The following is a 19,474-nucleotide window of genomic DNA, read 5'->3' on the forward strand; positions in this document are numbered from 1 at the left end:
TATATTCCTATGGTGTTTCCCTTGACGCAGCAGGGACTAGACAATGTTTGTAAGTGCTTCTACTGCAGTCGTTGTTAAGGTCCCTGCATCAATGATGTCTCCGCTGGTAAGCCCAGCTGCTCTGCGATTTTCGGTCTGGCTACCGTGATGGATAAATGCATCGGGTATGGCGATATGGCGAACTTCAACGTCAACATTCGCGCCGGACAGAAACTCTGCAACAGCACTGCCTGCGCCTCCAGCCAGTGCATTCTCCTCTACGGTAATCAACCGATCATGGGATTGTGCAACCTGCAGTAGCAGGGCTTCATCAAGGGGTTTGGCCCAGCGCATGTCTATGAGCGTTGCCTGCAAGGCTCTGGCGGCAATTTCCGCTTCCTCTAGCAACACGCCAAAGTTGAGAATTGCCACCCTGTGGCCTGTCCTAAGGGTTACGGCCTCGCCGATGGGCAGCGCAGTCATTTCATTCTCAATCAGGGCGCCGGTTCCGGCTCCCCTGGGATAACGAATTGCCGCTGGGCCTGTGTGTTGGTAGGCGGTATGGAGCAATTGGCGGCACTCGTTTTCGTTAGAGGGGCAAGCAATGATCATATTGGGAATGCACCTCAGATAACTGAGGTCGTAAACGCCGTGGTGGGTTGCACCGTCTTGCCCAACCAACCCTCCGCGGTCAATAGCAAAGGTTACGTCTAAATTTTGCAGAGCAACATCGTGTATGAGCTGATCGTAGGCTCTTTGCAAAAAGGTGGAGTAGATCGCCACGACAGGTTTAAGCCCGTCACAAGCCATGCCCGCAGCAAGAGTAACGGCATGCTGCTCGGCAATGGCAACGTCGTGGTAACGGTCTGGATACTCTTGGGAAAAACGCACCATGCCAGAACCCTCACACATTGCGGGGGTAATGCCGATCAAACGACTGTCGACTGCTGCGGTGTCACACAACCAACGGCCGAATACATCCTGATACTTTGGGGGCGAAGGTTTGTTGTTTCCGGCAGCCTCGGGGTTGGCTTCAATTTTATTGATGGCATGGTAACCAACGGGATCACTCTCTGCCGGACTGAAGCCTTTGCCTTTGACGGTCCGAATGTGAAGTAACTGGGGCCCCTTGAGCTCTATCATCGCCTCGAGTGTTTGCACTAACTGGGGTAAGTCGTGACCGTCCAATGGTCCCACGTAGTTAAAGCCCAGTTCTTCAAACAGCATGCCCGGGGCTACTAAGCTCTTCATTTGCTCCTCAGTCTTTTTAGCAAAATCCCAGGCAGTTCTCACATGTTCGAGAATGCGTTTGGAGCCCTCCCGAAGGGCAATATAGGTGGGGCTTGCCCAAATTTTTGCAAAGTAGGTGGCTAAGCCCCCGGTATTGTGGCCAATAGACATTTGGTTATCGTTAAGTATGACCAGCATATTGGGTCGCACGTGTCCCGCATGTGCAAGGGCTTCAAAGGCCATGCCTCCAGTGATGGCTCCGTCGCCTATAACCGCCACCACTTTGCGTTCTAGCCCTTGTCGATGAGCTGCAATGGCCATTCCCATGGCGGCAGAAATACTTGTAGAACTGTGTCCAACCCCAAAGGTATCGAAATTACTTTCACTGCGTTTTGGGAATCCAGATAGCCCCTCAGCTTGTCGGATAGTCGCAAGTCGCTCCATGCGTCCGGTGAGAATTTTATGGGGGTAGGTTTGGTGGCCCACATCCCAAACGATCCTGTCCTCAGGTGTGTTCAGCACGTGGTGTAACGCTATTGACAGCTCTACTACCCCAAGCCCCGCGCCAAAGTGGCCGCCGGTTTGGCTGACGCTGAACAACATATATTGGCGCACTTCATCGGCTAGGGTTCGTAAGTCGTCCTCTCCCATGGATCTGAGCACGCCCAAGTCTGAGTTGATCTGCTCAAGGAGTGGTGTGACGGGTTTGACGGTGGGGAACGTTGTGGTCATTTTACGATGATACCCTATCTGCCGGCCTTCCAGTGGTGGGTTTGGAGATGCCGGCATAACCCAGTAATGCCCCTTGGAGGCGGTTACAGCCCTGCTTGCCCAGTGTCCGTCCATCAGGCCAAAACAGTAGCGGATTAACCTCGCCCTGGTCGTCAGCAAGCAGCGTGTTAATGTCCAACATGCTCGTGCCAGACTTGCTTTCTACCCATCTCGTCAGACGTCGCTCAAAATTTCTTAGCGCTTCGGCTTCACGCCTTAGTGCAGGTGTTATTGTCGGCGGAACTACGACCAAGCTCGGCGACACGCTCCAATAAGCGCGTAGGGCATCAATTTCATCGAGTGCGTTAAACGTCGACTCTGACTTTGCCAAGCCGTCGCTGTCATCAAGGAACAGCACAGTAGTAACAGGGCGGTAGTGTGCCACCGTGCGCTCAAAACATTTGGCTACGGTAGTGGGGGTAAACAGGGGTGAGGCTTTGACGCGCAGTTGGCTAGGCTCAAATTTTTGTGCTGAACGCCGTTTCCACTCAGAGAGTACCGAGCCACCAATGATCAGCGTGTATGAATCTTTGCTGACTCTAATTTGGTCCGTTTCTTCCAGAAAGATTCGCACTTTTTCGCAGGATGTTTCAGAGGTCTGCCGCTTAAAGTCAGTCGTTGTCAAAATAACAGCGATAGGCGGCAACGCGAGGATGAGTATAAGCAGCCACGAGAAGCGCATAGATTCGTCTTCAGAATAAAGCTGCTGTTTCATAGGCCCCCTGTGTTTTTTTAATTAGGCCCTAAAAGGCATAAAAAAACACTAATAAGTGGCTAATATTGCCATTTATTTGAGATAAATGTTTAGACCTGCGCTAAAGTTTTAGCCAGCGGAGGCAAAGATAAGCGATATGCTGTACCAAAGAAAAATTTCCAAGGGCGATGCGTTGTCAGCGAAGCTGGGGTTTCAGCTTCAGACCACCCGTTATGTTTTGGCAGGCACCCAAATGTTGGGTGTTTGTGGCGGCATGTTTTTACTTTGGTACCAGTCTGTTCCTTTGCCCACGCCAGCTTGGGGCGTTGGGATGTTGATCTTATCTTTCATTCAGTCCCTGCACATGAGCCAAGCACTAGAAAGTCAGCGCCACATCACGGCGGTAGGTCCGGTGCTCAGGGAGCTGCTTGTTTCGGCGGCAATAGGCGGTTTTGCGTGGTCTGCTACGGTAATCTGGATGGGTGAACACCTGTCAGACGAGGTGCTGTATGCGCTGGTTATGATTATGGTGATCATTACGGTTGCTACGGTGGCTGCGACCGCGGTAGTGCGAGAGTTTTATCTCGTTTGGCTGTGCTCTTCGCTCATACCGGTTGCTTGTTGGCTGGCTTGGACTGCTGATGCTAGGCCTTTTAACCTTATTTTTGCTGCCGTACTTTGGGGCTTGGCGATCCTCATGGCGGTTTTAAGTTACGGAATAAGTCGGTCTTTCACACAAATGGTTGAGTCAGGCCTTGAGCGTGAAGCCATGGCTAAGGACATGGCAGGATTTTCGGAAACACTGCGGGCTAAGAATACCCAGCTTCAAGAAGCCCGGAAGCAACTTGCAGACCTTGCAAAACTTGATGAGTTAACAGGTCTTCGCAACCGGCGGGGGGCGGACAAGGCTTTCGATATGGAGGTCAGTCGCGCGCAACGTGGCGGCAGTCCGATCGCCGTCATTATGATCGACGTCGATCATTTTAAAGCCTACAACGATACCTATGGCCATCCTGCTGGAGATGACGTCCTCAAGCGAATAGCGGGAGTCCTGCGGTCTGTAACTGCGCGCGCCGGGGAGCTGGCTATTCGGATGGGGGGAGAAGAATTTTTGCTTTTGCTGCCCGGGGCGAATCAGGCTGACGCGCTGGTTGCGGGTGAGAGAATACGAACTAGGATCATGTCTCTGGAAATTGAACACTCTGCGTCTCCCTCAGGCTCGATAGTCACTGTGTCTCAAGGGGTTGTGGCCTGTATCCCCTCTATGACCACTGAGTTCAAGCAACTTCTTGAGGCGGCTGATAAAGCCCTCTATTCCAGCAAGGAAGGGGGTCGCAATACGGTAACGCTCTCGCCTTTCAGGCCTTAGTCATCTTCTGAGGCTGGGCCGCCGCCGCGCCGCAGGCGACTGATCTGTCGTCGCTCATGTTTGTCCGGACGGTGGTTAGGTTTATTGAGGCCTCCCGCGGCACGGCGCAGCAGCGCCTCTTTTTCTCTCCGTGCAACACTCTCTTCGGATTCTTCATACAATGCCTGAGCAACTGCGGCGGGGCCTCGCTGGTCGCTTAGGCTGCGTATTGTGATCTCTTTTTCATCCCAACCTTGCCGTATTGTCAGTCGGTCACCGATGGCAATTTCTCGACTGACTTTTACTCGCTGTCCATCAAGTTGCACCTTGCCACCTTCGATGGCGGCCTTGGCGAGGCTGCGGGTTTTAAAAAAACGCGCAGCCCAAAGCCATTTATCGACGCGCACTTTGGCGGTTTTGGTTTGTTTATCCGTCAAAATGGGGCAATCCTTCAAATAGCTCGTTGAAGTGGTGTACGGCTGGGTAACGTGTCTCCATGCGTTGGCGTTGACTGCTGTCGGGTTGGCGCAGCGTAATTAGGTGCGCTACGCCATAAATCTCTGCCGATGCCAGCACTGGTTCGGAGTCATCAATAAACAAAGTACGCTGCGGTTCAAATGCGCAAGCAGCTTGAAGCTCTTGCCAAAACGCTTGGTACTCTTTGGGTGCATTGAAACTGTGGGAGGTAAAAATTTTATCCAACCAAGGCTCGAGATGTACTTGCTCTAACTTAATCCGCAGGGTGTCTGGATGGGCATTAGTGATCAAAACAACCTCACAGTGACTCGCGCGTAACCTGCGCAGAAAATTTTCGGCTTCCGGCCGCCAGCCGATGTTGGCGGCGTGCTGTCGTTTTAATTGTGCAATATCGAAACCAACAACGTTGGACCAAAAATCAAGGCAGTACCAATTAAGATGCCCCCTTTCCCGTGCATGAATAGGGTTGAGGTAGGCCTTCGCCGCCTCAAGATCGATGCCCTGAATTTGGGCGTAGGTGGCTGGAACGATCTCGGTCCAGAATTCGGTATCGAAGCGAAGATCTAGCAAGGTACCGTCCATATCAAGCAGCACCGTATCAATGTTTGACCAGTCCACGCCCAGAACAGATTTATCGTTATGCACACTCAGTGCCATGGCAATGTTACCCTTTCATGCAATGGATATATTAAAACACGCGTTACCACCCCCCCCGGCGTTACCCGCAGGTTTTGAGGCCTTGCCTCACGATTTAACAGCGAAACTGCTGTCACTTTTGGCCCGAACCTCCGAAGCCTTGGTAGGTTACTACCAAGACACCGAATCTGTATCAGTGGACCGAAAGGCAGATCGCAGCCCGGTGACCACAGCTGACCACAGCGCCCATGCAATTTTGGCTCAGGGGCTGGCAGAGTTGACGCCCGGTATCCCCTTCTTATCTGAGGAATCTTCGCCTGAAGAGATACGAGACCGGCATAACTGGCGGATTTGCTGGATGGTCGATCCTTTAGATGGTACCCGGGAGTTTTTGGAGCGCACGGGGGAATTCACCGTAAATGTTGCCCTGATAGTTGATCAGAGGCCTATTTTGGGATTCATCGCGCAGCCCCTCGAGAAACAATGTTATCTGGGTATACCGGGGTCAGGGTTGTGGCGCTGTGCAGGTGATGATTTTGACCGGCTCTCTGCGCTGGCCCCAAGTGCTATGCAGGGCGAAAGTATCCGCATGTTGGCCAGTCAGAGACACAGCCCTAAACGTGTTGCAGCGCTAACTGAGCGGTTGGCCGGCTCGGGTCTGCCCGTTAAGCGAGTTAACGCCGGCAGCGCCCTGAAGTTTTTTGCCCTCGTCGACGGGCGGGCCGATATTTATCCTCGCAGTTCACCCTGTTATGAATGGGACGTAGCCGCTGGCGATGCATTGGTTCGAGCCGCTGGGGGTGAGGTTTTGTCCGAACTGGGATTGCCTTTGGCCTATAATAATCGTGACACACTCTTGGTACACTACTTCGTTGCAGCGGCACCTTCTGGGTTGCCTTTGCTCCCCTTGCTTGAAGGGGCGCACGATTTATTTAATGAGTCACGCGATGTGCATGCGTCCAATGTTGTAGAGGACCCGGGTAATGGCTAACGAGAACGAGCCTGCTGAAAACGACGCCGCTAATGAGGAGATGACTCCGGCTATGCGTCTGATGGTGCTGCAGTCCAAGCACCGTGGGCTCGATCAAAAAATCTCTGAATTACAGCTGCAGTCCTACCACAACCAACTTCTTATCCAGCGGCTCAAGAAAGAAAAGCTCAGATTGAGAGATGCCATTGAGCGCATCAAGGACGAAATGATCCCTGATCTCAATGCCTGATACTAATACCTGAAGGTTTCAGCACAAAATTGACCCCTCGTGGGTGAGTAGCCATTCTTTGCGATCCAAACCTCCGGCAAACCCCGTGAGATCACCGCTGCTGCCCACAATGCGGTGGCAGGGCAGTATCAGAGAGATGGGATTGCGACCCACCGCGCTGCCAACGGCTCTCGGGGCGGTAGGGGGATCCAGTCTTTGGGCGAGCTGTCCGTAACTCAGAGTCTGGCCAAAAGAAACATCTATCAATCGTTGCCAAACGCGTTGCTGAAAGGCCGTGCCCGTCGGTGCCACTGGTATATCAAACGCGGTTAGTCGCCCATCAAAGTAAGCCTGAAGTTGTCTTGCGCATTCATCGAGTAGCGCACAGGAACGAATCGATGCCGTTGTGACGACGTTGTCAAGATGCCAGCCAACACTCTCGACGGCATGAGCGCTACCGGTAATGGTTAAAGGCCCCAGCGGGCTGCTTGTTTGGGTACGGTAAGCGGCGGATTCGGCCATTCTTTATTGATCTCCTGAGTCGCTGGCGTGTGCGGCAAAACCGGCTCCCGCTTGAGCGTAAAGATTAAAGGCTGAAATGCCTAAGGAACGCAGTTGCTCAGAATGCTCTTCATGTCTTACCACTGACGCAATGTCACCGGCATACCCCATGGATCGAATGAGTTCAGCGACCATGATATTTTCAGGGTGGTTAGTGAGAGCGAGCATAATGACCTCCACCTCTTTAAGGTTTATGCGTACCCAAAAGTCTGGATCGGAGGCATCGGCGCAGATAACCCGGCGTTGCTCTAGTTGGTGGTGGGTAACCTTTTCTAGAGAGGTTTCTACGCCCAATACTGCTTCACCCAAGCGAGGTGCTAGAGCCTCATAAGCGCCGGTCCCCACTCGACCCATTCCCAAGATAAGGGTGTTGACGTGATCGGTGGGTTCGTAGGTATCCATTAATTGCATCGACCTATGACTCAGAAGCTGATTGCGGTATTTTCTGTAAAAACCATGGGACGCTTTACTCATTGGTGCAGCCAGTAAAAAGCTGATGGCGAGAGCAATTGAAAGTGTGGAACTCCAAACGGGAGCGACCCAACCCAATCCTGCGGCCACTGCGATAACGATGAGTCCAAACTCACTGTGGTTAGATAGTACGGTTGAGGCTAAAACAGCAGACCTCGGCGTGGTGTGCAGGCGTGTCATCAAGAAGAAGTACAGTAAAGGCTTGGCCACAGAGACCAGGCCTAAAACTACCGCTACACCAATAAGTAGCGCTGGAGGCCAGCCCCCGAGGCCAATGGATAAGAAAAAACCGACCAAAAACAGATCCTTGAGTTGAATAAGATTTGCAGCAAGGGCTTTAGTTTTTTGTTCTCCCGCCAGCATTGCGCCAATCAGTAAAGCACCGAGGTCGCCTTTTAATCCGACAACTTCCGATATTTCAGCAGCACCAATGGCCAGTGCTAATCCCAGCAGCGTCAGTAATTCGCCGTAGCCACTTACCGATAGGAGCTTGAGGATCAATGGTCTTGCGGGAATGATGAGCAGTAAACCCAAGGCGTAAATGCTGGGCACTTTTCCTGCCGTAACAGCCAGGAAGCTCACGGCTATCAGATCTTGAACAACTAATATGCCAATGGCGAGAATTGCATGATTAGACTGAAGTTCACCACGCTCCTGCAGGGTTTGGATGACAAATACCGTGCTTGAAAAGGTGAGAGCGAAGGCGACAACAGCCGCTCCAGTCATTGACAAGTTTAGCGCAGGGAACGCTTGTGCGAGTCCAATCAGCAGCAGTAGCAGAAAGCCTTGAGAGACCACCATGTGAACAAGTGTTGTTCCCCACACGTTGAGTTTGAGGAGCGCTCTGACATCTAACTTGAGTCCGATACTAAAAAGCAGCAGCGTAATACCCAAGTTGGCCAGTTGTTCCAACCAGCTGCCGGCGGTTACACCAATTTCATGAAGGACGAAGCCAGCAGTGAGATAGCCTATCAAAGCCGGTAGCCCCAGCGTTCGGCTTGCTAAACCGCATAGCAAGGCGATCAAAATGATGAGAGGTTGTGAAAAATCAGCCATTAAGAGTTACTGTACCATTCACCGGGCAGTTATCAGGGCGAGCGCCGCCGTGGTAACGAGACAAACCTCTATGATGGCCATCGCCCCAGGAAGATCTGTTGTCGCTGTGACGCTATCAAGCCCAGCCAATGCCACTATCAGCGTCAAAAACAGGCTCAGCCTTGCGGTGCCCATCAGGCCGATACCCAAAAGTAACAAAACCACGCCGCGTCCCGCCTCCAAAAGACTGGCTTCTGAGAGTGGTACCAGCCAAAGATTCCCCACGGCCAGACAGCCGGCTAAAATTGCCAGAGCTGTTGCGCAGTGGCGTGATACGCGACCGAAACCCAAATTGATGACGTGCTGATTTTGGCCGGCGCTAGTTGGCGGTACGCTGCTGCTCAAGGGTAATTTGGCCTTATTCATGGTCTATAGCTTAGACTGACTTGGGCTCGGAGTCAGTGGTCAATATCAACGTGGAGTTTTGATGGTCGATACCCCTAAAGTTTTAGGCAATGGTTTGCTATCTGATGCTGCGATACGTGCAAATATCTCGGGTTCGGACGTCAGCGGGCTGCGTATTGAGGTCGAAGGGACGTTGGATTCCACCAATGCCGCTTTAAAACGCAGGGCTATCTCTGAGGATATTCATGGCTTAGCCTTATTTGCAGAAACACAAACAGCGGGTCGCGGCAGACTGGGTCGGCTCTGGGTCAGTCCTCCTAAAAGCAATATTTATTTGTCATTGGGTTGGCGCATAGGTCTTGAACCCGCTGATTTGGCTGGACTGAGCCTTGCCGTAGGGTGTGCTATTGGCGAAGGGTTAGATCGTGAGTTTGGGCTAAACATGCAGCTTAAATGGCCCAACGATCTGTATTTGGCGGGTAAAAAATGTGGGGGTGTCTTAATTGATCTTGTGCAGTCGACGAATCAGGATTGGATCGTCATTGTGGGGGTAGGGCTTAACGTTGCGATGCCAAAATTAGGGACTGTCGAGATTGATCAACCTTGGACTGACCTGAGCTCCCATTCTACGGTAAAGGTGTCACGTCATGAGGTGGGGGGGCGAATTCTTGAGGCCGTGGTGCCACTGCTGTCGAGCTGGCAAGTCGGCTCCTTCGGCCAGTGGCGTGAATCGTGGTCTCAAAGAGATCTTATGGCGGGACGACAAATTAGCGTCCAGCAAGGAGGCCATGCTATTGCAGGGCGGGCTGACGGTGTGGATTTTTCCGGTGCACTGCGGGTCGTAACCAATGAAGGCTTAACCGTGGTGCAATCGGGAGAGGCGTCAATGTTGCGCGGTGAAACGCTATGAGCAAGTTATTAATTGACGTGGGTAATAGCTCGGCTAAGTGGGCCGTAGTCGATGGTTACAATTTTGACGCGCAGCGGCACAGTGGCAGCGCCTCTGCGTTGGCAGCAGTCTTGCGGGCTGAGGTACAAGATAGAACTTCCGTTTGGATTGCCAGTGTTAGAGGCGCACAGTTTGATCAGGCTCTGGTGTCTGAGCTGCAAGCCTTGGGGTTTTCTGAGGTGCATATTTGCGGCACCGCACAGCATGAAGACGGGCTGCTTAACAGTTACGAAGAGCCATCACGTATGGGTGCCGATCGTTGGTTTGCCATGCTCGGTGCCAGAGCTTACCAGCTCGGTCCACTGCTCGTGATTGATGTAGGAAGTGCTGTCACCTGTGATTTGGTCGCGACGGACGGGCGCCATCTTGGGGGTTATATCTTTCCGGGGCCGGCACTAATGGAAGCGGCGCTCCAGTCGAGCACCCAAAAGGTGCGGTACACCGATAGCCTTGAACCCTCGATTGTGCCAGGCCAAAGCACTGCCGAGTGTGTGGCTTCCGGCATCTCAATTGCAGTGGTGGGCGCAGTAAAACAAGTTTGTGAGCAGTACCCAGATCACCACATTATTTTAACGGGTGGTGGAGCCGCCCGGCTTCAGGCTCTGGGTCTGGTCGGAGACTGGCGACCTGATTTAGTGCTTGAGGGACTGTTAAGACGAGCCCAAGGCACGGATGTGGCTTTTACCACTTGACCCGAGGGGTTGCGATCAGCACAATCTGCGCCCTGGATCGAGAAAGCGGATTCGGGACACGCGTTAGGCTGGCGTAGCTCAGTAGGTAGAGCAGCTGATTTGTAATCAGCCGGTCGGGGGTTCGATTCCTCTCGCCAGCTCCATTCTTTTTTTAGACCCCTTTTAAATCCTTGCAAACACCAGGTTTCGGCTTAGGTGTGGCCTGCTGTTGGACGCTTGTGGGACACACGGCTCCCTGCTACCACGCCCTTGTTATTTCTTCATCAAAAAGCCCCTTTCTCGGCGCTTCCAATCGGCTGTATCTAGCTAGGGGGCGTGAGGGCAATCGGGGCTAGGCGAAAAATAGGAGCTATTAAGATTTGCCAAGCCCGTTTAGTAACGAGCTTTTTCCCAAGCAGAGCTTTCCAGCGGGTGCCAGAGAGCTCGCCTTGCTGTTCGAGAAGTGATGGGTGTTTATTAAAAAGCATTGCTGATTTGACCTTATATTTCGAACTCGTATTTCGATTTAGTCTCGCGGGCCTTTTGGTAATGCCCTGTGAGTTCGACAGACACCGGAGCCGACCAAAGTACGCCTGCTGGTGCTAACGTAACGGGGAAATATCCTGTCCCCCCAGTGATCGACCCGTATGCGAGAAGCTCCTCTGGAACGAGTGCTTCCAGTGTGAAGAACCCGCTTACGGGAACTGGAGCCAACCTCATGGGGTATTCACAGTGCACAGCCTTTAGTCCTAAATCTTCGGCATAGGACGCCTCTCCCACCGCAGGCGCTTGGGTGAGCTGGGCAATTATGGTGTCACCAGTTACGAGGTGTATAAGGTAAAGCATGGTTCTCTCCTTGGCTCAGTTCACAGCCATCCATGGCTGACCTAGATCCTTCCTTGAATACTAAGCATCCTGTATAGGCAGAGGTTGGTGCTGGGCTTAAAGCGTCAACCTCTGTGCTGATTCCGCCTATGATGAAAAACGGCTGCCTATGACTGGGTCGCTAGGCCGTAACCTATAGCCACATCTCAGTAAGTTTTGATCCCGCTTTTCGAGAGGGCGGGGAAGAAGGCTGACGCTGTTTTTTGGCTCCCCGTCAATGACTGTGGTAGAACCTGAATCATCAGACGTGATGAGACTTTGGAGGAGGCGGGTATGTCGCCGCAATTTCAGTATCGTGAGGCTGCGTTGCCGGACCTAAAGGGAGTGGCCTCCCTATTTGATGCTTACCGGCAATTCTATAGCTGTGAACCCGCCCTAGAGTCTGCTGAAGCTTGGCTTAGCACCAACTTCACCGATCGCCGGTCGACTGTTTTTGTCGCTGAGGATGAGGCTGCAAACTTGGTGGGGTTTACCCAACTGTATCCCGCGCTGTGCTCGGTAGATTTAGTACGCTATTTCGTGTTGTATGATCTTTATGTCGACCAGTCACACAGAAGAATGGGGCTGGGTCGTGGGCTAATGGCCGCGGCACAAAGCTGGGCACTAGCGGCTGGGGGTGCGCGAATCGAATTGGAAACCGCGCGCAATAATGTGGGCGCTCAAGCGCTTTATGAGACGTTGGGTTACGAAAAAGATGATGTGTTCTACAAGTACAGCTTGGAGCTTAAGTAGGACTTTATGTCGCGATTTGATACCACTAGCGTAAATTAAGGTTGTTAGTTTACTGTTTTCTAATTAAATCCGAGGAAGTTAGAGCGATGCGTAAACTCAATGTGTGGATGATAAGCCTTCTGTTACTGTCAGGTGGAACTTGGGCATTGGCAGATCAAGACAGGCGCGAATCGACGTGACGAGCGGGGTCGCTCAGATGAGCGTCAAGATCGACGCGATTGTCGTCAGGATGAAGGTCGTGTGGGTAAGGACAAGCGTGAGTGTAAACAGGACGAAGTTCGTGATGGTCCACGAGGCAATCGATAAGTCCTTTTGGGCAGATTTCAGTCTGCCCAAAACCTAAAACCTTCAGGTACAATCCGCGTCCTCATTAATTGATGGAGAAGCCCTATGGACCTGACAAATAAAGTAATTGCGGTTACCGGTGGGGCGCAGGGCCTTGGCTTTGCGATGGCCACAGGCATTGCTGAGCGCGGTGCTCGCCTTGCCTTAATCGATATGAATGCGGAGCCGTTAGAGCAGGCGGCTGCGAGCCTTCGAGAGTTGGGGGTCGAGGTTGCCACCTTTGTCGCCAACGTTGCCGATGAAGACAGCGTAATTGCGGCCTTCGACGGCATTATTGATCAATTCGGAACGCTGCAGGGCCTCATCAACAACGCAGGTATCACTCGCGATGGATTGATGCTCAAGGTTAAAGACGGTGAAGTCACCGATCGAATGAGCCTGTCTCAGTGGCAGATGGTGATCGATGTGAATCTGACCGGTGTCTTTCTCTGTGGTCGTGAAGCGGCGACACGCATGATTCAGGCCCAGTCTGAGGGTGTGATCATCAACATCTCTAGCATCTCTCGTGCAGGAAACTTTGGCCAGACCAATTACTCGGCCACCAAGGCAGGTGTTGCGGCCATGGCGGTCACCTGGGCCAAGGAGCTAGCGCGCCACAATATACGCACCGGCGCTATTGCACCTGGGTTTATGGCTACCGAAATGGTTGCCAGCATGAAGCCCGAAGCGTTAGAGAAAATGGCTTCAGGTATTCCTCTTAAGCGGTTGGGTGAACCTGCTGAAATCGCTCAAATGGCGGTCGCCATTCTTGAAAACGATTATATTTCAGGACGGGTTTTTGAGGTGGATGGGGGGCTGAGGTGGTAGCCGAAGAAAGTAGGTGATAGCAACTAAAGCGCTCCTAGTTCGAGGCACTCCAAGCATTGATCCCAGACTATATTAACGTTTTAATTAGGCAGACCATATACACACGCCATCTGGATCTTCGACTTGGATGCCAAAGTAGTCCTTCGCCGCGGCCTTGGCGGCTTGCACCGCTACTAGCTCACTGTTGTAGGAGCCGAGTTCTTCCCAAGTCACAGATATTTTGTCTCGAAGAAACTTCACCTTATACATTGAGTATCACCTCACGTTGTAACTGGACCCTCGATTCTTCACACATTATGCCCGCTTAATCAAATAGGGGAGTCAGTGATAGCCTGACAAAGTTCAATATGCTCGCAAAATTGTCGAATGCTTGCCGTTCTGTGAAAAATGCTAAAAAGCGGATCTATAGGTGGTCGATGACAATGATACTAACATTGTCAGTGGCTTGTCGATCAAGCGACAGGTCCAGCAGTTGTTGAGCAGCAGGTTCGGGCCCCTGCCGACGGTTGAGCACAGATTCAATTTCCCAATCGGGCACAACTTTGTTGAGTCCATCAGAACATAAACAAAATCTGTCACCCGGATGAGTTTTATCTTCGCGCCGCTCGGGAGTAAAAACGCTCGCCCCCACAGCAGTAGTCAGTGCTTCGGCATCTTGAGCGCTGCGCGCATCCTCACGATTGAATCCCTGCGCACGAACCAGTTCATTAGCGACGGTATGGTCTGTAGTAAGCTGAGTTAACTGGCCTTCTCGCAATCGGTAGGCCCGGCTATCTCCGGCCCAAAAAATGCCTAGGTTATTGCCGTCGATAACCATAACAACAACAGTGCTGCCGATGATCGTCTGTTCAGATATCTCTTGCGCCTTGGAAATCAGGAGCTGACTAGTTTGCTCGAGAACTCGTTGAATACTGTTAAGTTGCCCGCCAACATGGGCTTCGTGGGCCAGGGTCATATCGAGTAAGGATGAAATTACTGCCTGACTGGCGTAGTCACCGCGTGCGTGGCCTCCCATGCCGTCGGCAACCGCCCACAGTCCTTGCCCCGGAAGGCTAACAACTGCATCTTCATTGTGGTCGCGTACCATGCCGGTGTGGCAAAGTTCGTAAGATTGGATTTTCAAAGGCTTCATAGATCTAAACGCTGTCCGTGCGGTCAATCACATACCATCCCTGCTCACTCCACGAGCCACTGATCATTGCTGAAAACTGTTGGGTATCCGGGAGCTGACGAGTCAGTAGCACTGAAGGGTGTAGCGATTGAGACCCGAGTCCCCACCACATTGCATAGGTTCCCAATTGATGGCTGAGCATTTGATCGGAGAGATGAGCTGTGAAAAAGCCACTGGGACTGCCGAAGCCCTGATAGCACCAGCTCTCACCAAAACCGAGTTCAGGGCTCCGGGGTAGGGGTTCGCCTAGTTCGGGTTCATCGATGGCATTTACAGCCTCGAGGATCGATTCCACTGGCCGTGTTGCCGCCTCAAATGTATCTAGGATTTCCTTTTCTATCGCGCGCATCCAGGGCTCAGAGCGCATCGCGAGTAAAAAAGGATTGGTGGCTGTTGGGTACTCCCTAGCAAAGGTCACCGGAAAGGTTCGACCCACGCTATCAGAGCTTGGTGAAATACATCCAAGCCAGCAAGTATCACCGATAACACCAGGCGCCAGCACAAAGCGCCAAATTGGACTGGTGAGAAAAACATCGTTCCAGTGTTCCTGCAGTATTTTTTTGCTGGCTTCTAAACCACTTTGTAGCCAAGCGTCCCACTGGTGGACGAACACTTGGGATAGACCCCTGCTAATAAAGTCTCCGTGAGAAGGCAGCTTCCCATAAACGCCAGTCTTTATATTGGAACTCACAGGCCTAAAAGCTCTTGATACACGAGAAATTGGCAAAGACATCCTTAGCAAACGGATTTTCTATCCCTTGAGATTTAATCTGCCAAGTGGTTTTGCGTCCTTTGAACACGAGTGTGAAATTAATGTTTTCCGAGGACACCGAGGTGCGTTGTGTCTGATCTAAGAAGCGAAACAGGCTCCATTGTCCACGAGTGGTCTGTGCAATGGCCTCAGCGCTGTCGTCCTTGAATTCAAATCGAACCGCCGACTCAACGCCGGTCTGGGCTGGCCACTTGACGGGAAAAACCCGAGCTGGCCCATGGCGATATTGAAAAGCTTCCTGATCAATTTCAAGGCTCACTCGTCTTACGTTGGCATCGAGATAAACGGGTGATAAGCCGAAGCTAATACTGGGATCAGGCGCACCACCGGCAAAAAATGCCCGACGAATCCGATCGGCACGTCTGAGTTGTGTCAAAGCTGCGGTAGAGAACGTGGTATCAATACCGGGGAAGTTTTGCCAGCTCCAGCGGCGACCCTTGTTGGCAATAAAGCTATCTAGGTGGTCTTTTTGAAAGCTTGCAATTAGGCCATTAGGCCCAAAAAGCTTAGCGAAGTCACTGAGTGTAATTTCGCGACTGCTTTGAGCACTAAACGGATAGCGACCCGATGCGGCCTGGCTACAAAATCCTGCGACATCCGATGCCCAAGCCTTGTTGATGCCCAGCCGGAGTTCGCCAAAAACAGCACCGCGGCTGTTGTTGGCAATTTCAGTGAGCCAACGATTGAGTGGCGGCGCGGTGTCTCGAGCTTGCAGTTGTAGCTGCAGAATTTGGTCGGAATCAAAGAGGCCGCTGAGCCGAGTATCGGCATCATTGAGTAGCCCACTTGATAATAGATCAAACTCCTTATAAACGTCGTTAATGAGAGCCTGGGTATCTTTGGCGGGGGTGCTGGAAGCGTCGTTGGCCTTAAAAAATTGATGCAACCCTTCATAGTGCTTGTCGACGGTCCTCTCGGGCCCCATGATTTGGTCTACCAGCTTGTCCTGCTGCTGGGCGCCAAGCATTTTCCCTAGTCGATCTGCCGCTCCAGCGATAACCGAACCACTGGCCACACCGGTATCGAGAACTTTTGCCCCAGTGGCTAGTGAAGTTTCTTCAAATACACGCTGTGCTAAAACGACGAAGGGAGAGCTCTCGCCAGACAAAAACTTTAACCTGCGTGTCGCGGTGCTTAGATCTTTGAAAGGACTTATACGCATTCTGTCGAGGACAGAGTCCCAAGTTTGAATGTACTCGGTAAAATAAAGCGCCTGAATCTCTTCTTGAAGCTCTTTAATTTCTTCCTCAGTTAGCTTCTTAGCAGCATTTTCCATGACCCAATTTTCATCGGCGGCAAGCTGGCCAAGTGCCTGAAGTTGCGGTCGAAAACTATCCTTATAGCCGTCTCGGGTGAACAGTTGGCTCACGGACGGATCTGGTGACTCTGCAGCAACGCTGAAGACTTCTTTGCCATAGGGGCCAGCAGCATCAAGCAGCATTACCGGAGGCTGGCCCTTAAATTCGTAATCTTGTTTGATGCGCGCGTACAGCAACGCCGACATAGATGATTGGCTAAGGGTCGTACGGGCCGTTTGGACTAGCGTTGTATCGGCCGTTACGGCTTTGAAATCCTCGGCGGTAATTGCGTTGACGTGTTCCTGCAGGCGTCCTCGCATACGAGGTTTCCCCGGTAAAAGCTGTTCCCACTCGTGGCCCATCCAGGTTCGTATTAGCTGGGGTTCGCGTCGCTCTGGCTGAGACAGCATGAGATAAACTTTTAGGGCTTCATAAATTAATTGAGGGTCGGTACCGGGGCGCGACAAATTTTGCCCGATGAGGTAAGTCATTGTGGGCAATAAAAACTGCTCCAATTCAGCCTGATAGAGTGTTTCGGCCTCTTCTGCTAAAACATGCCCTTGATAAAGGCCGAAGCGTAACGTCAGCGGGGTATCGCTGTTTTTTTCCTGCACGAATCGCAGTGGTGATGCAGCAGCATCTAATCTTTCCAGCAGACCATCTAGCCCCTCTGGGCCAGATTTAGCGGCTTGCAGGGTCTGAAAATCTGCAATTTTTTGTTCGTATTGAGCAACCAGAGAGTTATTGCGAGCATAGCTCGTGCCCCAGAGAATCAAACCTAAAACCAGGCTTGCGGCGGCACTAGCAATTACTCCTCGCTGTATCCATCGATTCCGCTGTTCAAGTTTTTTATTGGAGCCCACCAGTTCCCGCTCTGAAAGCATAACCGAGCGGACGACGTCATGTACGAAAAAGCTTCTTGCTTGGCCGCGCCCCACTGACTCTTGTACTGACAAACTTCGGGCATAGCTGCCAACTAAACGATCAATCGGTGTACCTTCTTGTGTTCCACTGGTGAAGTAAATGCCGCGCAGCAGCGGAGTTGCTTCATATCGAGAAGCGCTGAAGAGCGACTGACAAAACTCTGTGAGCGGTTCCGACAGGGTGGCAAGCTGCTGTGGAAAAGCAAAAATGCTGTTGTTGTGGCGCCGATCACGCTCTGATCGCATTCGCCAAAGCACTCGGTTGTTGATGCTGCTAAGCAGCGATCTGAATTTCTCTGGAATGGTTGACAGCGACTCGTTCTGAGCTAGGTCAAAGGTGAACCCTAAAACTTGTTGTCGCTCGCGCTGGCCTAGGTCCTCGAAAAACTCCTGAAAGCCTTGTAATAAATCGGTTTTTGTAACTAAAAGGTAGACAGGTGGATTGACGCCTAAATGGCTTTGAAGCTCCTGCAGCCGTTGACGCAGTGCATGGAGCAGGCGATCCCTGACTCCCGGGCTGCTTTCGAGGAGGCTGCTAGTGCTTACTGTCAGTACAACGCCATTTATTGGGCGACGGCTGCGGCCTTTGCGCAACATTTTCAGGAAACTAAGCCAAGCGGTGTTGTCGGCTTCTGCGTCACTGTCTTGAGTGGTGTAACGCCCGGCGGTGTCGAGAAAAATTGCCTCCTCAGCAAACCACCAATCACAATTACGTGTGCCGCCCACTCCTTGCACTGCGGCGGAATCAGTGTGTTCGGCCATTGGAAATCTTAGTCCAGAGTTGGCTAGGGCCGTCGTTTTTCCAGTTCCGGGCGCGCCAATGATGATGTACCAGGGTAGCTCATAGAGTCCTGCCCCGGCTTTATTTTTCAACGTTGTTAAGGCTTCTGAAAGATTATGCGAGAGGGTTGCAATGTCAGCATCGGCGGCACTGGCTTCCTGAAGGGGCTTAGCGACGATCTCTTTAGTAAGCTGCTTGTTTGCTATAGCAGTCTTAATCCGTCGGTAGATCTTTTTACCAAGCCACGCAAAAATAATTACAGCGATGAGTATCAGTCGCGTGGCGGGTGCGCCCAGTGGCTTGAAGCCTGCAAATGCAAATAACGGTCCTGCGAACCATATAACGGCACATACGCAGATGAATCCCAGTACCTTCATTGCGATCGAAAGCAGCTTCATTCTTTAGGCCTCATAGGCGTTTAGTGGACAATAATTAGTCGGCTGTTGTTTTCTCAACTGACTTCACCAACCCTTGAATTTGCTCTTTCACAGGGATTACTTGATACCCCAGAGTGAGGCGGAACCCTGTGTAAAGCACAAGTAGTAGGGCGCCTGTAATTGCGAGAATTACCCAGTTTGGTGTGTAATCAATTAAGCGCTTTTGGGTCTCTTGTGCGCCGCGCCAGCTCGGAGATAAATCCCGTTCGAATTCGCCGCGGGCTCGGGAGATTACGGCGTAAAGTTCATCAATAACCTGGTCAAGTTCCTGCGGCCCATTTTGACGGACGGCATATTGGCCCACAAATCCAAGGAGTAGGCATGTTGCCGCCAGTTCGATCAGGTCTACCGATTCCGAGCGATGCAGATGGTGTTCAATAATTTGAAAAAACTTTTCTCCGCCCCAAGTTTCATTGTGGCAGGTGCTCAGCAGGGTCTGTTGAGTCCATTGGCTCTGGGCTCCCCAAGGGGTCGACATAACTGCCTCATCGAGAAAGGTACAAAGCAGGTAGCGCCCGGTAAGCACAATTTGTGGTTCGTAGCCGCTGCGATTGCCAGCGGCTTCATAAGCCTTAATCATGTCTAGAAGTTGTTGCCGCAGGGCATTCACGTCGTTGTTGGCAAGCGTATTTCTGATAAGCCCGCCAGCGCGCAATGCTTCAGCCGCAGCTTCGACTAATGGATTAAGTGAAGAGCCTTTGATGAATTGACCAATAGCGCTGGACCCGTGTTGCACAGGATCGGCCAGCCTGTGCGCGGCAGGAGGCTCAGCTGCAGGTGGGGGTGGGGTTGCGGCAGCGGGCGCTGCAGCGCCGGTGTTCCTGCCCCCCGGGTTTGGCCTGAGCACAGTTTTGTCGCCACTGGGGGCAGCAAAAGGATCAAAATCATCATTCATGT

General features: G+C 52.1%; 20 protein-coding genes and 1 tRNA gene. 8 read left to right on the forward strand and 13 right to left on the reverse strand.

Going from position 1 to position 19,474, the window contains the following annotated elements; genetic code table 11:
* Nucleotides 1–36: 36 nt before the first annotated feature.
* A complete protein-coding gene (dxs, locus tag ACMAY6_RS02560; protein WP_435214187.1) occupies nucleotides 37–1,941 on the reverse strand; it encodes a 1-deoxy-D-xylulose-5-phosphate synthase in 1,905 nt (634 codons plus the stop codon).
* 1 nt (nucleotide 1,942) lies between these two features.
* Entirely contained in the window at nucleotides 1,943–2,695 is a 753-nt protein-coding gene (locus tag ACMAY6_RS02565) for a hypothetical protein (protein ID WP_435214189.1), read from the reverse strand.
* Nucleotides 2,696–2,831: 136 nt separating this feature from the next.
* Here ACMAY6_RS02565 and ACMAY6_RS02570 point away from each other — a divergent pair, with 136 nt between their 5' ends.
* Nucleotides 2,832–4,043: a GGDEF domain-containing protein gene (locus ACMAY6_RS02570; RefSeq protein WP_435214191.1), complete on the forward strand. Its 1,212-nt coding sequence runs from the start codon at nucleotides 2,832–2,834 to the stop codon at nucleotides 4,041–4,043.
* Here the strand turns inward: ACMAY6_RS02570 and ACMAY6_RS02575 are convergent.
* Together ACMAY6_RS02575 and yrfG are read right to left on the reverse strand one after the other, a co-directional pair.
* Nucleotides 4,040–4,459: an RNA-binding S4 domain-containing protein gene (locus ACMAY6_RS02575; protein ID WP_435214193.1), complete on the reverse strand. Its 420-nt coding sequence runs from the start codon at nucleotides 4,457–4,459 to the stop codon at nucleotides 4,040–4,042. The genes ACMAY6_RS02570 and ACMAY6_RS02575 overlap by 4 nt on opposite strands.
* Nucleotides 4,449–5,156 carry a GMP/IMP nucleotidase gene (gene yrfG / locus ACMAY6_RS02580; protein WP_435214195.1) on the reverse strand — a complete coding sequence of 236 codons (708 nt, stop codon included), beginning with the start codon at nucleotides 5,154–5,156 and terminating at the stop codon, nucleotides 4,449–4,451. Before yrfG ends, ACMAY6_RS02575 begins: the two co-directional genes overlap by 11 nt.
* Here yrfG and ACMAY6_RS02585 point away from each other — a divergent pair.
* Together ACMAY6_RS02585 and ACMAY6_RS02590 are read left to right on the forward strand one after the other, a co-directional pair.
* Nucleotides 5,155–6,126, forward strand: coding sequence for a 3'(2'),5'-bisphosphate nucleotidase CysQ family protein (locus tag ACMAY6_RS02585; RefSeq protein WP_435214197.1), 972 nt, complete (start codon nucleotides 5,155–5,157; stop codon nucleotides 6,124–6,126). The genes yrfG and ACMAY6_RS02585 overlap by 2 nt on opposite strands.
* Nucleotides 6,119–6,355: a YdcH family protein gene (locus ACMAY6_RS02590; protein ID WP_435214198.1), complete on the forward strand. Its 237-nt coding sequence runs from the start codon at nucleotides 6,119–6,121 to the stop codon at nucleotides 6,353–6,355. The genes ACMAY6_RS02585 and ACMAY6_RS02590 overlap by 8 nt, the downstream gene beginning before the upstream one ends.
* A gap of 18 nt (nucleotides 6,356–6,373) precedes the next feature.
* Here ACMAY6_RS02590 and ACMAY6_RS02595 read toward each other — a convergent pair whose 3' ends face one another.
* Genes ACMAY6_RS02595 through ACMAY6_RS02605 form a run of 3 tightly spaced genes read right to left on the reverse strand, consistent with a single transcriptional unit; the run spans nucleotide 6,374 to nucleotide 8,827 of the window.
* On the reverse strand, nucleotides 6,374–6,856 hold the full coding sequence (locus ACMAY6_RS02595) for a methylated-DNA--[protein]-cysteine S-methyltransferase (protein WP_435214200.1): 483 nt from the start codon (nucleotides 6,854–6,856) through the stop codon (nucleotides 6,374–6,376).
* Nucleotides 6,857–6,859: 3 nt separating this feature from the next.
* A complete protein-coding gene (locus tag ACMAY6_RS02600; protein WP_435214202.1) occupies nucleotides 6,860–8,422 on the reverse strand; it encodes a cation:proton antiporter domain-containing protein in 1,563 nt (520 codons plus the stop codon).
* Between the two features lie 18 nt (nucleotides 8,423–8,440).
* Nucleotides 8,441–8,827 (reverse strand): hypothetical protein, encoded by a 387-nt coding sequence (locus ACMAY6_RS02605; RefSeq protein WP_435214204.1) that lies wholly within the window; start codon nucleotides 8,825–8,827, stop codon nucleotides 8,441–8,443.
* Nucleotides 8,828–8,888: 61 nt separating this feature from the next.
* Here ACMAY6_RS02605 and ACMAY6_RS02610 point away from each other — a divergent pair, with 61 nt between their 5' ends.
* From ACMAY6_RS02610 to ACMAY6_RS02620, 3 genes are all read left to right on the forward strand, one after another.
* On the forward strand, nucleotides 8,889–9,716 hold the full coding sequence (locus ACMAY6_RS02610; RefSeq protein ID WP_435214206.1) for a biotin--[acetyl-CoA-carboxylase] ligase: 828 nt from the start codon (nucleotides 8,889–8,891) through the stop codon (nucleotides 9,714–9,716).
* Nucleotides 9,713–10,447: a type III pantothenate kinase gene (locus tag ACMAY6_RS02615; RefSeq protein WP_435214208.1), complete on the forward strand. Its 735-nt coding sequence runs from the start codon at nucleotides 9,713–9,715 to the stop codon at nucleotides 10,445–10,447. The genes ACMAY6_RS02610 and ACMAY6_RS02615 overlap by 4 nt, the downstream gene beginning before the upstream one ends.
* 67 nt (nucleotides 10,448–10,514) lie before the next feature.
* Nucleotides 10,515–10,590 (forward strand) — tRNA-Thr (locus ACMAY6_RS02620).
* 337 nt (nucleotides 10,591–10,927) lie between these two features.
* Here the strand turns inward: ACMAY6_RS02620 and ACMAY6_RS02625 are convergent.
* On the reverse strand, nucleotides 10,928–11,272 hold the full coding sequence (locus ACMAY6_RS02625) for a hypothetical protein (protein WP_435214210.1): 345 nt from the start codon (nucleotides 11,270–11,272) through the stop codon (nucleotides 10,928–10,930).
* 312 nt (nucleotides 11,273–11,584) lie between these two features.
* Between ACMAY6_RS02625 and ACMAY6_RS02630 the strand changes: the two genes are divergently transcribed.
* Nucleotides 11,585–12,043 (forward strand): GNAT family N-acetyltransferase, encoded by a 459-nt coding sequence (locus tag ACMAY6_RS02630; protein WP_435214212.1) that lies wholly within the window; start codon nucleotides 11,585–11,587, stop codon nucleotides 12,041–12,043.
* 390 nt (nucleotides 12,044–12,433) lie between these two features.
* Nucleotides 12,434–13,195: an SDR family oxidoreductase gene (locus tag ACMAY6_RS02635; RefSeq protein WP_435214213.1), complete on the forward strand. Its 762-nt coding sequence runs from the start codon at nucleotides 12,434–12,436 to the stop codon at nucleotides 13,193–13,195.
* An 84-nt stretch (nucleotides 13,196–13,279) separates the two neighbouring features.
* Here the strand turns inward: ACMAY6_RS02635 and ACMAY6_RS02640 are convergent, their stop codons facing one another.
* The 5 genes from ACMAY6_RS02640 to icmH all read right to left on the reverse strand — a co-directional run bounded on the left by ACMAY6_RS02640 (nucleotide 13,280) and on the right by icmH (nucleotide 19,472).
* Nucleotides 13,280–13,444, reverse strand: a complete 165-nt coding sequence (locus ACMAY6_RS02640; RefSeq protein WP_435214215.1) for a hypothetical protein — start codon at nucleotides 13,442–13,444, stop codon at nucleotides 13,280–13,282.
* Between the two features lie 154 nt (nucleotides 13,445–13,598).
* Entirely contained in the window at nucleotides 13,599–14,327 is a 729-nt protein-coding gene (locus ACMAY6_RS02645) for a PP2C family protein-serine/threonine phosphatase (protein ID WP_435214216.1), read from the reverse strand.
* A gap of 4 nt (nucleotides 14,328–14,331) precedes the next feature.
* Nucleotides 14,332–15,057: a type VI secretion system-associated protein TagF gene (tagF, locus tag ACMAY6_RS02650; RefSeq protein WP_435214217.1), complete on the reverse strand. Its 726-nt coding sequence runs from the start codon at nucleotides 15,055–15,057 to the stop codon at nucleotides 14,332–14,334.
* 4 nt (nucleotides 15,058–15,061) lie between these two features.
* Nucleotides 15,062–18,538, reverse strand: coding sequence for a type VI secretion system membrane subunit TssM (gene tssM / locus ACMAY6_RS02655; RefSeq protein ID WP_435214219.1), 3,477 nt, complete (start codon nucleotides 18,536–18,538; stop codon nucleotides 15,062–15,064).
* Nucleotides 18,539–18,572: 34 nt separating this feature from the next.
* The gene (gene icmH / locus ACMAY6_RS02660; RefSeq protein WP_435214221.1) at nucleotides 18,573–19,472 is read right to left on the reverse strand and encodes a type IVB secretion system protein IcmH/DotU; all 900 of its coding nucleotides are present in this window, start codon (nucleotides 19,470–19,472) and stop codon (nucleotides 18,573–18,575) included.
* Nucleotides 19,473–19,474: the final 2 nt, after the last annotated feature.

The organism is Luminiphilus sp. nBUS_16 (assembly GCF_051201645.1).
Lineage (GTDB): Bacteria > Pseudomonadota > Gammaproteobacteria > Pseudomonadales > Halieaceae > Luminiphilus.

Bases quoted from the DNA above. Each gene is read 5' to 3' on its own strand.
- icmH (WP_435214221.1), bottom strand. From the start codon at position 19,472: ATGAATGATGATTTTGATCCTTTTGCTGCCCCCAGTGGCGACAAAACT.
- ACMAY6_RS02595 (WP_435214200.1), bottom strand. From the start codon at position 6,856: ATGGCCGAATCCGCCGCTTACCGTACCCAAACAAGCAGCCCGCTGGGG.
- ACMAY6_RS02570 (WP_435214191.1), top strand. From the start codon at position 2,832: ATGCTGTACCAAAGAAAAATTTCCAAGGGCGATGCGTTGTCAGCGAAG.
- ACMAY6_RS02605 (WP_435214204.1), bottom strand. From the start codon at position 8,827: ATGAATAAGGCCAAATTACCCTTGAGCAGCAGCGTACCGCCAACTAGC.
- ACMAY6_RS02600 (WP_435214202.1), bottom strand. From the start codon at position 8,422: ATGGCTGATTTTTCACAACCTCTCATCATTTTGATCGCCTTGCTATGC.
- ACMAY6_RS02565 (WP_435214189.1), bottom strand. From the start codon at position 2,695: ATGAAACAGCAGCTTTATTCTGAAGACGAATCTATGCGCTTCTCGTGG.
- ACMAY6_RS02630 (WP_435214212.1), top strand. From the start codon at position 11,585: ATGTCGCCGCAATTTCAGTATCGTGAGGCTGCGTTGCCGGACCTAAAG.
- ACMAY6_RS02645 (WP_435214216.1), bottom strand. From the start codon at position 14,327: ATGAAGCCTTTGAAAATCCAATCTTACGAACTTTGCCACACCGGCATG.
- dxs (WP_435214187.1), bottom strand. From the start codon at position 1,941: ATGACCACAACGTTCCCCACCGTCAAACCCGTCACACCACTCCTTGAG.
- ACMAY6_RS02640 (WP_435214215.1), bottom strand. From the start codon at position 13,444: ATGTATAAGGTGAAGTTTCTTCGAGACAAAATATCTGTGACTTGGGAA.
- ACMAY6_RS02585 (WP_435214197.1), top strand. From the start codon at position 5,155: ATGGCAATGTTACCCTTTCATGCAATGGATATATTAAAACACGCGTTA.
- yrfG (WP_435214195.1), bottom strand. From the start codon at position 5,156: ATGGCACTGAGTGTGCATAACGATAAATCTGTTCTGGGCGTGGACTGG.
- ACMAY6_RS02635 (WP_435214213.1), top strand. From the start codon at position 12,434: ATGGACCTGACAAATAAAGTAATTGCGGTTACCGGTGGGGCGCAGGGC.
- ACMAY6_RS02625 (WP_435214210.1), bottom strand. From the start codon at position 11,272: ATGCTTTACCTTATACACCTCGTAACTGGTGACACCATAATTGCCCAG.
- ACMAY6_RS02590 (WP_435214198.1), top strand. From the start codon at position 6,119: ATGGCTAACGAGAACGAGCCTGCTGAAAACGACGCCGCTAATGAGGAG.
- ACMAY6_RS02615 (WP_435214208.1), top strand. From the start codon at position 9,713: ATGAGCAAGTTATTAATTGACGTGGGTAATAGCTCGGCTAAGTGGGCC.
- ACMAY6_RS02610 (WP_435214206.1), top strand. From the start codon at position 8,889: ATGGTCGATACCCCTAAAGTTTTAGGCAATGGTTTGCTATCTGATGCT.
- tssM (WP_435214219.1), bottom strand. From the start codon at position 18,538: ATGAAGCTGCTTTCGATCGCAATGAAGGTACTGGGATTCATCTGCGTA.